Annotated in this window: 13 protein-coding genes, 1 tRNA gene and 1 pseudogene; 11 read left to right on the forward strand and 4 right to left on the reverse strand. The window is 38.1% G+C overall.

Annotated elements, in window-relative coordinates; translation table 11 throughout:
* Positions 1–124 precede the first annotated feature (124 nt).
* Both ASE55_RS08750 and ASE55_RS08755 read left to right on the forward strand, forming a co-directional pair.
* Positions 125–1,150, forward strand: coding sequence for a hypothetical protein (locus tag ASE55_RS08750; RefSeq protein WP_056218028.1), 1,026 nt, complete (start codon positions 125–127; stop codon positions 1,148–1,150).
* Complete coding sequence (locus ASE55_RS08755; protein WP_056218031.1) at positions 1,131–1,754, forward strand: hypothetical protein; 624 nt, start codon at positions 1,131–1,133, stop codon at positions 1,752–1,754. The genes ASE55_RS08750 and ASE55_RS08755 overlap by 20 nt, the downstream gene beginning before the upstream one ends.
* A gap of 44 nt (positions 1,755–1,798) precedes the next feature.
* On the opposite strand, the gene ASE55_RS08760 is transcribed toward ASE55_RS08755, so the two are convergent.
* The 4 genes and pseudogenes from ASE55_RS08760 to mce all read right to left on the reverse strand — a co-directional run bounded on the left by ASE55_RS08760 (position 1,799) and on the right by mce (position 4,234).
* A complete protein-coding gene (locus tag ASE55_RS08760) occupies positions 1,799–3,289 on the reverse strand; it encodes a hypothetical protein (RefSeq protein WP_056218034.1) in 1,491 nt (496 codons plus the stop codon).
* A 102-nt stretch (positions 3,290–3,391) separates the two neighbouring features.
* A pseudogene (locus ASE55_RS19885) lies at positions 3,392–3,571 on the reverse strand (DUF3871 family protein); the annotation flags it as partial.
* Positions 3,572–3,700: 129 nt separating this feature from the next.
* Positions 3,701–3,774 (reverse strand) — tRNA-Ile (locus ASE55_RS08765).
* A 61-nt stretch (positions 3,775–3,835) separates the two neighbouring features.
* Positions 3,836–4,234: a methylmalonyl-CoA epimerase gene (gene mce / locus ASE55_RS08770; protein ID WP_056218037.1), complete on the reverse strand. Its 399-nt coding sequence runs from the start codon at positions 4,232–4,234 to the stop codon at positions 3,836–3,838.
* Positions 4,235–4,324: 90 nt separating this feature from the next.
* Here mce and rbfA point away from each other — a divergent pair, with 90 nt between their 5' ends.
* The 9 genes from rbfA (at position 4,325) to ASE55_RS08810 (ending at position 12,673) form a co-directional block, all read left to right on the forward strand.
* Positions 4,325–4,684, forward strand: coding sequence for a 30S ribosome-binding factor RbfA (rbfA, locus tag ASE55_RS08775; RefSeq protein WP_056218040.1), 360 nt, complete (start codon positions 4,325–4,327; stop codon positions 4,682–4,684).
* Between the two features lie 3 nt (positions 4,685–4,687).
* The gene (locus ASE55_RS08780; RefSeq protein WP_056218042.1) at positions 4,688–5,893 is read left to right on the forward strand and encodes an ABC transporter permease; all 1,206 of its coding nucleotides are present in this window, start codon (positions 4,688–4,690) and stop codon (positions 5,891–5,893) included.
* A 48-nt stretch (positions 5,894–5,941) separates the two neighbouring features.
* A complete protein-coding gene (locus ASE55_RS08785; RefSeq protein ID WP_056218046.1) occupies positions 5,942–7,756 on the forward strand; it encodes an endonuclease in 1,815 nt (604 codons plus the stop codon).
* 66 nt (positions 7,757–7,822) lie between these two features.
* Entirely contained in the window at positions 7,823–8,560 is a 738-nt protein-coding gene (locus ASE55_RS08790) for a shikimate dehydrogenase family protein (protein WP_056218047.1), read from the forward strand.
* Between the two features lie 77 nt (positions 8,561–8,637).
* Positions 8,638–10,443, forward strand: a complete 1,806-nt coding sequence (locus ASE55_RS08795) for a DUF349 domain-containing protein (protein WP_056218049.1) — start codon at positions 8,638–8,640, stop codon at positions 10,441–10,443.
* A gap of 65 nt (positions 10,444–10,508) precedes the next feature.
* On the forward strand, positions 10,509–11,537 hold the full coding sequence (ribD, locus tag ASE55_RS08800; protein WP_056218053.1) for a bifunctional diaminohydroxyphosphoribosylaminopyrimidine deaminase/5-amino-6-(5-phosphoribosylamino)uracil reductase RibD: 1,029 nt from the start codon (positions 10,509–10,511) through the stop codon (positions 11,535–11,537).
* Positions 11,538–11,637: 100 nt separating this feature from the next.
* The gene (locus tag ASE55_RS20930) at positions 11,638–11,820 is read left to right on the forward strand and encodes a bacteriocin-like protein (protein ID WP_410493011.1); all 183 of its coding nucleotides are present in this window, start codon (positions 11,638–11,640) and stop codon (positions 11,818–11,820) included.
* 11 nt (positions 11,821–11,831) lie between these two features.
* Positions 11,832–11,996, forward strand: coding sequence for a bacteriocin-like protein (locus tag ASE55_RS20935; protein ID WP_157844639.1), 165 nt, complete (start codon positions 11,832–11,834; stop codon positions 11,994–11,996).
* Between the two features lie 80 nt (positions 11,997–12,076).
* On the forward strand, positions 12,077–12,673 hold the full coding sequence (locus ASE55_RS08810) for an IMPACT family protein (RefSeq protein ID WP_082474382.1): 597 nt from the start codon (positions 12,077–12,079) through the stop codon (positions 12,671–12,673).
* The last annotated feature ends 14 nt before the right edge of the window (positions 12,674–12,687 follow it).

The raw sequence follows: 12,687 nt of genomic DNA on the forward strand, positions 1-12,687 counted from the left end.
ATCTTTGTCAAGTACTTGGTACATCATAGGCTTGCTTTATATTTTTATGTCTCGCAACACAAAAATAAGCAAGCCTTTTTTTATAGAAAAGTTTAAATGACCTCTATAAAAACAAATTATTTTAATGAATCCAAGATTAGAATTTTATAAAATAAAGCTAAGGGCAAGAAGCAAAGATTTTGTTACTTTCCGAGATTTTGCTGTTGAGAGTTTAGGTGTAGGTAAGAGGGCAACTGATGTAACCGTTTTTAAAAAATTACATCAACATTTCATACAGTCTTTAAAAGAAGAATATTCAAAGTCTGATACTCTTAAGAAAAGAATATATATTGAAGCCAAAAGAACGATCAACAAACACTTTGATAAGAGACCACATTTTGACAGTGGTCAATTTACAATATCTGGAGTTTTAAATGGTGGCAAATTTGGGACTGAAAGAGCTGTTTCAAATAATGATGATGATGAAGATAGCACAGCATTAGGAAGCAATAAAACAGTAGCTTCATATTTCTTCGTATTTCTTTACCTGCCTCCAGACCATGATGAAGGTTTTTTTATAATTCATTCCAATAGCAAAGAAGATAACATCACCAATATATTTAAACACTATATTGAAAATCTCTTTAAGCATAGTCCTTCATTTTATAAAGCAAAAACGTTAGAGTTCTGTCCCCAAGTTTTTCAGGATGAGTTTTTAAAAGGTTCAACAATTAAAAGAGTTTCTTTTGAAACTAATATGATTGATAATGTTACTAGTAAATATGGAGTTTCATCAATCCTTAATGAATTTCATATAAAAATTGAGGCAATACCAAAAAATAAAGATGTGTCAGCTAGGAATATAGGTGATGTAATGAAGGTTTTTAAGGATAAAGTTTTTGGCTCATTAAGAAATACAAGAAGATTAGAGGATTTTGAAACAAGACAGACTACCTTAGAGGGAACTTTTGGAGGTGCAACAAAAACCATGAATTGGGATATAAGTGACGACGATTTCGTTCCTGTTGTATACTTGAAAGATAGAGTTACAAAAACAAATCAAGATGGAACTCCTGACTTTGTGGAGCTAAAGCAATTTTGTGAAAATATTTTTAGAGATGAAATATTACCAGAAATAAGACCAGATTTAAATGTCACTAAAACTAACTAAACATATTATAACCGTTATAAAGGAGGCTAACAAACTGAAAAATGTAGATGTCAACAACAGTACTGACAAATCATTTTTCACCAGATACTTAAGACCTTTTTTTCATATAGGTTTAACTTTATTAGCACTATATATTCTTGAAAAAGGATTTAGTGAAAAGTTTATTGAATTCATAACTTCTAGTTTATCTATTCTAGTAGGTTTATTTATTACAGCATTAATTTTCAGTTTTGATAAGTTCTATGAACAATCAAAATCTGAAAATCCAACTTCAAGAGAAAAATTATGGGATAAACAAGATTTTAATTATTCAAAAATTTATGCTTATGTAACTGGGTATACAATTATCATCAGCATTTTTATATTGATCTTAATAGTCCCAAACACTCTTGATCTTTATAATATGAATTTTAATCTCAATGAATTGGAGTTTAGCTTAAAAATCATAAATAGAGAATCTACAAAATTATTCTTTAAAGCTTCTCTTCTATTTATCCAAAGGTTTTTGATAATATATTATTTGCTAGAGATAACCATTAATACTCTTTTTGTAGTAAGCAGTATGATAAATCATATGAGAGCTAAGATTGAAAGAAATAACTAACTACCCTACTTTTATTATAGGGTAGTATATGCCAATAATAATTCTTAGGCATTTAAAACATAAATATTTTCCTCACCATCTTTATATTCTAATATTAATTCTAATGACTTTTGATCATTAAGGCTATTCTTTAGGATGTAAATTTCATCCTGATTTTTGATGATGATGGTTTTAGTTTCATCAAAACTTTTTAATATATCAGTCTTTACTACTTCAATATTTTCCCTTTTCCAATCAGAGTTATTTTGTAATTCAAGAATCTGATCTGTTATATTTTGTTTTACAGATTCTAATAGTGATAAGTTTTGTGAGCTTAGAGTCAAATGATCTTCTTTAAATCTTTCTACTAAATATTTTGCCTTTTCAATTCTATTGCCATCTGGATTAATCTGTGCATAGTTCATTTTCAGTTCAAGAAATTTTGCCTGAGAACTTAGGTTTTCTGCTGTTGAACTAAGCACTAAGAAGTATTGTAGTTTAGAACCTAAAATTTCCTGTTTTATCTTTTCAACATTTCCATTACTGTTTCTAAATAATTCAAAGATATTTTCACTTACAAACTGTGAAACTTTCTCATGTGGGACATAATCTGCTATTTTTGATACTTTTTTACCTAGCTTGACAATAGCATCTAAACTTCTTTCTCTAAACTTTTTCTTCACATCTAAAGAATCAGATCTATCATTTTCACTTTCCACTTCAGAATTTTTTTTTGACAAACTAATTAATGATTCAAGTGCTAAAAGTCTGTATTGATTAGAAAGAACGCTTAATCTGTCCTTGAAATTTTCTAGAAGTACAAAATCTTCAGTAGTGTAAAACTTTTGTTTATCTAATGAAATTAGCTTTTCATTAATAGTCATCAGTGTGGCTTCATTCTCTTTCTCTGTGTATTTCAGAAGTAGTTCTACTTTCTTTTTTACCAACTCAACTCTTTCTGCTAAATTATTTATTGATGACTGCATAATCATCATAGATGTAGCCTGAAATAATAAAATTGGTGCAAAAGCTCCTAAACCAGCACTAATAAAGGGAGCATGACTAACAATGCCTTTTGCTCCCATCACAGCTGTCCCAAGACCTCCTTTTATGGCCATTAAAGTGCTTGGATTAGCTGTAGCATAAAATAAATTTTGAGATATTCCCTGAAATGCAGAAATGTTGACAGCACTAGTTGCAAATAATGCAGCTCCATGAACTCTTTTTGCTTTATCAAGATCTATTTCATCTGCTCCTTTTAGAGAAAAGTTTAAGACAATATTACCTAATACATCTTTTATTGCTAAATCAGATGGTGAGAATTCATTTTTTACAGGAATTAGCTTATCAATTTTATTATTAAGACTTACTAATACTGTAGATATTTGGCTTGAATCTGATGCTTGTAATTTCTCATGTAAGTTTCTAGTGTTACTTGCAATTTCTAGAATTTCTTTATTTATAATTTTATTTAGCTCTGATATTTCATGCTGAATTTGTGTAACTTCATTTGAAAGCTTATCTAAACCTAATAAGCTAATTAGCCATTTTTTCATGTTTATTATTAATTTTCATTAAAGATAAAAAAATCTCTCTAGTAACAAACTAAAGAGATAAAATTAACTCAAAAACCAATGATAATTTTCATTGAGACTTTATTAAATACCTACAGTAAAATCAAAAGCATTCAAATTTCTATCTAAAAATGTATCTATATAACTGCTCTTATTAGATTGTGTAAAGAGATTGTAGAGATCCCACAGACTTATATTTCCATCACTACTTATACAAAAATTTTCATCCTCATAATAATCTTTTGTAATAGTATTTATATGACTATCAGTAAATTGGAATAATGAATTTTTAGTTAATGACGGACCTTATTTTAGTGGTTGACTTATAAATACTATCTGTTATTATCTTATGACAAAAAAGCACCTACATTTCTGTAAGTGCTTGATTTCCAGTGGTCCCACCTGGGCTCGAACCAGGGACCACCTGATTATGAGTCAGGTGCTCTAACCAACTGAGCTATAGGACCTCAAAATTGGTTGAATTTTGTGATTGCAAAAATAGTAAAATTTCCTGCACTACAAAACTTTTTATGGTTTTTCTTGACACAATTCTACCAGTACTCCATTGGTAGATTTCGGATGAAGGAAGACAACCAGCTTATTATCAGCGCCTTCTTTCGGTTCTTCGGAGATAAACTGAAATCCTTCTTTTTTCAGCCGTTCCACCTCTGCAAGGATGTTTTCCACCCCGAAAGCCAGGTGATGGATGCCCTCCCCTTTCTTATCGATAAATTTAGCAATGGGGCTTTCTTCCTTGCTGGCTTCCAGCAGTTCGATTTTGGATTCCCCGGCAGCGTAAAATGAGGTAACGACCCCTTCCCGCTCCACAGATTCCTGTTTGTAGGATTCCTTTCCCAGAAGTTTCGCAAAAAGTGCATCGGAAACCCCGAGGGATTTCACGGCAATGCCGATATGTTCTAATTTCATAAGCAATTACATCAATTAAGTCGTAAATTTGATAAAGCTTCGGATTTTCAAAGTACCAATTCAAACAAAAATACTAAATTTGCAGGACTTATGGAAAGCAACAGACAAAGAAAAGTAGCACAGATCATACAGGAAGACTTCGCAGAGCTGTTCCGCAAACAGGCTGCAGAAAGCAAACAGAGCGTTCTGGTATCCGTTTCGGATGTTAAGGTAACCCCGGATCTGGGGATTGCCAAAATCTATCTGAGCATCTTCCCGCAGGAATTCCGTTCTGCCGTGATGAAGGAGATTGAAGAAAACAAAGCCCAGTACAGGAATTTCCTCGGCCAGAAAATGGCAAAGCAGGTAAGGGTAATCCCCAACCTGAATTTTTACCTGGATACCGCTCTTGATGACGTTGAGAAACTGGAGCGCGAACTGAGAGGCGAAGGCGACAATCCTATTTTATAAGACTTGAAGAACATTGCATTTTATATTGCTTCCCGTTACCTTTTGTCAAAAAAAGGGAGCACTGCCGTTACGTTCATTACGTGGCTGGCTGTAGGTGCCATGACGGTAGCCGTTACTGCAATGTTCGTTATCATTTCGGTTTTTTCAGGACTGGAAGACCTCAACAAAGACCTGATCTCCAACCTGCATGCCGACCTTACACTTAAAAGCACAGCCGGGAAAACGCTGAAGGATTTCAATAAGATCAGCGCTGCCCTCAAAAGCAACAAAGAAGTTACCCATTTTTCAAGGGTCATTGAAGAAAAAGTCTACATCAGCTACAACGGAAAAGGCGATATCGCTTATTTGAGAGGCGTTGATTCCGCTTATACGCAGGTGAACCCAATCAACAAAGATGTATTCTACGGATCGTACCCGAGCTTCAAATATTCCAATGAAGTCCTGATGGAGAATTCCCTGGACAACAGGCTGTCGGTTCCCGTGCCTTCCAGTACGGCCTATGCAACGATCTTTATGCCTAAAGCAGGTACAGGGATCATTAACAAAGAAGAAGACATTTACCATAAAAAAGACATCCTCGTTACCGGTGTTTTTCCGGGAAAGGACCAGCTGGATAACTACATCATCTCTCCTATTGAGCTGACGGAAGAACTGTTGAACCTTCCTGAAAATTCTGCATACCAGATCGTAATCAAGCTCAGGAATCCTGAGAACACGGCATCCGTGAAACAACAGCTCCTTTCTGCGCTGGGTAAAAATATTGAGATCAAAACCAAGGAAGAGGAAAATGCGGCCTTCTGGAAAATGATCAATACGGAAAAACTGTTCATCTACCTTATTTTTGCATTGGTGATTTTTATTACTACCTTTAACCTGGCAGGTGCCATCATCATCCTGCAGCTGGATAAAAAAGAGCAGGCAAAATCCCTGATTTCTTTAGGATTCCCGTTAAGCCATCTAAGGCAGATCTATTTCTACACCGGCATACTAATCGTAGTACTCGGGATTATTTCCGGACTGATCTTAGGAACCGCGCTTTGCTATTTCCAACAGTATACGGAATTCTTTAAAGCCAATGAAACCCTGCCTTTCCCTGTGAAAATTGTCGGGAAAAATTACTTTACAGTATCGCTTACAGCAGCCCTTTTCGGGTTCGGTATTTCCTGGGTATTCTCGAAAATCAGCAGGGAGTATATTACTAAAAGTTAACATAATAACATTCATTTTTTCGTACCTTTGTGCCCCAAAATAAAAAAAATGAAGCGGACTTTACTCTCTTTTTTAATGAGCATGGCCTTTATCAGTGCCTTTGCCCAGATCCCGACAGGTTATTATGACGGAACGTCAGGCCTAAGCGGTGCACCCCTGAAATCCAAACTGAAACAGATTATTTCCAACGGCCATCAGGACAACGGATATGGCGGTTTATGGATCGCTTACCAGACTACGGACCGGGACAATATTTCAGGAATTTCAGGGTATGAAAATGACGGAACCATCCTGGATATGTATTCTGAAAACCCGAACGGAACAGATCCTTATAATTTCACTTATGGCAGTACTCAATGCGGCGGCTCAGGCTATGCTAATGAAGGAGACTGCTACAACAGGGAACATGTGGTCCCGCAAAGTTTATTTAGCGAAGCTTTTCCGATGAAGTCTGACGTCCATTTTATACGGGCAACCGACGGAAAAGTAAACGGAATGAGATCTAATTTCCCTTTCGGAAAAGTAGGCTCAGCTACCTTCACTTCCCAGAACGGGTCAAAGCTCGGAACTTCGGTTTCTCCTGGGTATTCCGGGACAGTTTTTGAGCCGATTGATGCTTTTAAGGGAGACATTGCCAGAATGATCTTTTATTTTGTAACAAGATACGAAACACAGCTTGCCGGCTTCACTTCCGGAAATATGCTCGGAGGCTCTGCATTTCCCGGGCTACAGATCTGGGAACTTAACCAGTTACTGGCCTGGAGTGCTGCAGACCCGGTTTCTGCGACTGAAATTGCCAGAAACAATGCTTCTTATACGTTTCAGGGAAACAGAAACCCGTTCATCGATCATCCTGAATATGTAAGCCAGATCTGGGGAACGCCGGTTATTGATACCCAGGCTCCTACAGCGGCTACAAACTTAGCGGCCAACAACCCTTCTTCAAACTCCATTTCGTTAAGCTGGACCGCTGCTACAGATAACATAGGCATCGCCGGATATGACATTTATGTAAACGGAGTATTATACACGACTGCTTCAGGAACTACAGCTACTGTTTCAGGACTGGCTCCTTCTACAACCTACAGTTTCTACATTATTGCCAAAGATGCTTCCGGAAATGCCTCTCCTGCCAGTAATACAGTAACCGGAACCACGCTTGCCGGAGGGCAGCCGGGTGGCGGAAATACAAGCTGCGGAACGGAAGATTTTACAAACATCCCAACATCACCGACTACGCCTTCATACGATACAAGAACATGGACGAATAACAACATTACATGGACCGCAACCGATGCAAGAATTGACCAAACGATAAACGGCAAAGCAATTAATATCAGAAACGGAAACCTTACCAGCTCTGCTATTACAGGTGGAATTAAAAGCCTGACTGTTACGACAAGACTTCCGTTTTCTGACACAGCCGGAAATCTTATCCTGCAGATCAACGGAAATAACGCAGGAACCATTCCTTTCAGTGCTGCAAATACAACCACTACTATTGATAATATCAACGTAGCCGGGAATGTTACCATTAAAATCATAAATTCAGAAACAGGAAAAAGGATTTCTATTGATGACTTAAGCTGGACATGCTACAGCATCCTTGGGACTTCTGAGACCACAAAAGACAAATCCGGTTTCACGATCTACCCTAACCCGGTAAAAAACAATGAACTGTATGTAAAAGGAGATAACCTGAACAGGATTTCAAAAGCACAGATCTATGACCTTTCAGGAAAACTGATCCAGACAGTGGAAAACCCTTTCAAAAATTCCAATAAGATCCATCTTAAAGGTCTGGTAAAAGGAAATTATATCCTTACTGCTGACAGCTTCTCTGCAAAATTCATTGTAGAATAACAGACTGCTAAAAATATTTTCATCTTAAAGGCCGGTTTTTCCGGTCTTTTTTTTATTTTTGAAGGTATGGATTCCAATAAAAAATTAGGCCTGATCGGGAAGAACATCGCCTATTCCTTTTCTAAGAAGTTCTTTGAAAACAAGTTTCAGAAACTGATGCTGAAAGGGTATTCCTATGATATTTTTGATGTGGCTGAAATTGATGAGGTTCTGGATGTATTTTCCACGCCCGGCATTCTGGGATGCAACGTGACCATTCCGTACAAGGAGAAAATCATCACATATCTGGATGAACTTAGCGATGAAGCACGGAAGATCGGTGCCGTTAACTGTATCCTGATTGAAAACGGAAAGAAAACAGGCTACAATACGGATGCTTTCGGTTTTGAGAAAACCCTGTTCCTGCATAAAAAACCCCACCAGGATATGGCCCTGATCCTTGGCAACGGAGGCGCGGCAAAAGCCGTACAGTATGTGCTGGATAAACACGGGATCAGTGCTCTCACGGTTGCCAGGACCTCTGAAGTGAATTTTGAAAACCTGGATAAGGAAACCGTCGGAAACCATAAAATCATCATCCAGTGTACGCCTGTCGGCACCTTTCCCCATTTGGATGACTGCCTGGATTTTCCTTTTGAAGGCCTTACGGAAGACCACCTTGTGATTGACCTGATTTACAATCCGAATTATACCAAATTCATTACAAAAGCTTCCGAAAAAGGAGCGAAAACAGTGAACGGATATTATATGCTTGAACAGCAAGCAGAAAAAGCCTGGGAAATTTGGAATTTTCAAAAAAAATAACCTAAATTAGTCCCTTAATTGGCATTTTAGCCCTATATTTAAATCTTAATTAACGCCACTCACATAAACGATTTGCTATGATTACAGAAAACAACCTTTCTGAAAACGAAGAGAAGAATAATTCTAACGAACTGCCGCAGGGAGATACACCGGAAAATACGGTTCCTGCCCCTGAAAGCGGACATGAAGAAGAAGCTGAACACGAAGAAGAGCATGCAGAAGCAGAGATCTCTCTAAGCGATGCCCTTAAGGAAATGGAGAAAATCATCAATGCGCCGGATGCAGGGGAAAACCTTAAGAAATTCAATCAGCTGAAGGAAAAAGCAAGTCATTACATCCATGATGAAGTGGAAGACAAAAAGCATGAGTACGAGGAAGCAGGGAATGCCGCTGAAAATTTCAGTTACGAGCACCCTTCCCAGGCCAAGTTTTCTGCACTGGTAAATATTTTCAGGGAGAAATACGATACTTATCAGAAAGGCCAGGAAGAGGAACAGCATAAAAACCTCGAATACCGCCAGAACATTATTGAAAGGCTTAAAAACCTTTATACCAACTCGGAGCCGGGAACCAATCTCTTCAAATCCATCAGGGAAATTAAAGAAGACTGGGCAAAAGCCGGGCAGGTAGCCAAATCTGAATTCAAGATCCTTAACAATAATTATTTCCATCACCTGAACCAGTTTTATCAGATGCTGGATCTTAACAAAGAATTCCTGGAGCAGGAATACAGCCACAACCTGGAGAAAAGGCAGCACATTATTGAGCGTGCAAAACAGCTTGAACATGAGCCGGTGATCCAGAAAGCGCTTAACGAACTTCAGTATCTTCACAAACTCTGGAAAGAAGAAGCCGAACCGGTTTCTGAAGAGTACCGTGAGAAGACCTGGGAAGAGTTCAAGGAAATTTCAAACAAGATCCATGAAAGGAAATCTGAGCTTTCTGCAGCCATAGAAACGGAACAGGCCGCCAATCTTGAAAAGAAAAACCAGATTATCACCGAAATTAAAAAACTTACCGAGCCTGCGGAAACCCCGAACCACAACTACTGGCAGAATGCCATCAGACAGGTGGAAGATCTCCGTTCAGAATTCCTTAAGACCGGAAGTGTTCCGAGAAAGCTTTCCAACCAGAACTGGAATGATTTCAAAGCCATCCTCAGAACATTCAATACCACAAAGAATACCTACTATAAATCTTTAAAAGGATCACAGCAGGCTAATCTGGAAGAAAAGCTGAAACTGATCCAGACGGCAAAAGACAACCAGAACAATGAAGAATGGGATGTTTCCGTTCCGTTATTCAAAAAACTTCAGGAAGACTGGAAGAAAATCGGGCATGTACCAAAAAGCATGACCAATAAAATCTGGGATGAATTCCGTGATGCCTGCAACACATTCTTCAACAATTACAGGGAGAAAAGCAATGCCTCAACGGATAACTGGAAAGAAAACTATAAGAATAAAAAGGCGATTCTTGACGAGCTGAAAACTGTTTCCGATGAAGAAGGAAGCATTGAAAAAATCGAAGCCATCAAGACTGCGTGGAACAATATCGGGAAAGTTCCGAGAGATAAAATCTCAATCAATACCGAGTTCAACAAAACGCTGAGGGAGAAACTGAAGCTGAATAAAATCAATGAATACGATCTGAAAGAAGAAGGTTTATCTGAGAACCAGCTGACTGATAAGGCAAGAAAAATCAAGAACCAGATTTCTGATCTTGAAGCTGAAATTGTGAAACTGGAGAATAACCTGGCATTCTTTAAGAACCCATCAAAGGATAACCCGTTACTTAGGGATACCTTTAATTCTATTGATGACAAGAAAGCCCATCTGGAAACCTTAAAACAGAATCTCCACAACATCATCTCCGGAGAATAAATTATTTAAAAATCTACATAAAGCGGAGCAAAGCAATTTGACTCCGCTTTTTTATTTCATTCAGTATGCAGGACGAATTTTATATCAGCAGATGTATTGAGCTGGCCCGGAAAGCCATTGGCAGAACCTATCCTAACCCTTTGGTGGGAAGCGTTATTGTTCACAACGGGAAAATCATAGGAGAAGGCTACCATAATAAAGCTGGTGAACCGCATGCGGAAATCAATGCCATCAGTTCCGTTGCCGATAAAAGCCTGATTCCGGAATCTACGATTTATGTTTCGCTGGAGCCCTGCGCCCATTACGGAAAAACACCTCCGTGTGCCTTAAAAATTAAAGAGCTTGGATTTAAAAAAGTCGTCATCGGGGCTATGGATTCCCATGATAAAGTGAATGGAAAAGGTAAAAAAATCATTCAGGAAGCCGGCATTGAAGCTGTTTCCGGAATCCTGGAAAAAGAATGTATTGAGCTGAATAAAAGGTTTTTCACCTACCATGAAAAGAAGAGGCCGTATATCATCCTGAAGTGGGCGGAATCAGCAGACGGGTTTATGGACAGGGATTTCAGGCCCTGCGCTATTTCCAATCCGCTTGTCAATCAGTTTGTCCATCAGATGAGGTCAGATGAACATGCTATTTTAGTGGGAACACAGACGGCACTTAATGACAACCCGAGCCTGACGGTAAGAAACATTGCCGGTGTTAATCCGGTAAGAATCTTAATTGACTTTGATTTGAAAGTTCCTGCGGATTTCAATATTTATAACAATGAAGCCCCGACGTTGGTTTTTAATTCAGTAAAAGAAGGCGATGAAAATAATATCCGGTTCATTAAAATCGGAAGGGAAAATTTCCTGTCAGATTTAATGGATGCTTTGTACAGAGAACAGATCCAGTCCGTAATTATTGAAGGCGGCCGGTTTACTCTGCAGCAGTTTATTGATGGAAATCTCTGGGATGAAGCGGTAGTCATTAAAAATGAAAACCTGAACCTGGAGAACGGTACAAGAGCTCCGGAATTTCCCCTTGCACCAAAGAAAATTAAAGCCTTCTCAGACAATGTAATCGAATTTCATCATCAAAAAACCTTATAAAACCATAAAAGTCAAAACTTTAACATAAATATCCTGATGTTTTTTCACTGTTTATTGATATTAATTATTTAACTTCATGAAAAATTTAATACCTATTATCATGAAAAATTTTAAGAAACTATCAAAAAGAGAATTGAAAACAATTCAGGGAGCTATTGAAAAGTGCTATTATTTATTTGACGGAACAAGAGTCTGCCCTTGCAACCCTCACACGACCTACAACTGTAATGGCGTATGTGTTCCTATTGGGCAAGCCTGTGCCACTCCATCAATTGAACTTTAGAAAAACTGACTATGAAAAATCTGAAAAAAATCCGGAGAGAAGAACTGAAAAATATAGCAGGAGGAAATGCCCCGCAATGCTGTTCTTACTATCCCCCAAATTTACAGAGATGCTGTGCTACACCTTCAAGTATGAGCTGCCCGCCACCCTGGCTTGATGGAACTTTCCCATGCTGATAAATAAAAAGAGAACACTGATGTTCTCTTTTTTATTTTAATTAGTTGACATGGCTTGCTCTATAAAGTACCTTTGTAGAATGTTCGAGTACAAAACCATAGATCAACCTATCGAAAACACGTTATTCAAAGAAAAAGGAAGCAAGTTCATCGGATTTGCCTTTCCGGTAACCAATGAAACGGAACTCAAAAAGGCATTAGAAAAAATCAGGAGCGAGCACCCGAAAGCAACACACCACTGCTATGCTTTCAGAATGGGGATCAACGGGGAAAACTACCGGGCCAATGATGACGGCGAACCGTCCGGAAGCGCAGGACTGCCTATTTTCAACCAGCTCCTGGCGAACGATATTACCAATGTCCTCGTTATCGTGGTACGGTATTACGGCGGTACCAAACTTGGCGTTTCAGGATTGGTGAAAGCCTATAAGGAATCAGCTAAAATCACTTTGGAAGAAGCCCGTATTGTTACAAAAGAACTGGAGACCGAAATTGAAATCCGGTTTAACTTTAACCAGCAGAATACTATTTTTACCCTGCTTTCAAAATTCGACGGAAAAATCATCAGTTTTGATTCTCAGGAAAGAGCTGTTATATCGGCGAAAATAAAATCAAAAGACAAAGACAATATCACAGAAGCCCTTACGAACCTTCAGTTTGTGGAATATAAGGTATAACCTGCCGTTATTTG

The organism is Chryseobacterium sp. Leaf201, from assembly GCF_001421435.1.
Lineage (GTDB): Bacteria > Bacteroidota > Bacteroidia > Flavobacteriales > Weeksellaceae > Chryseobacterium.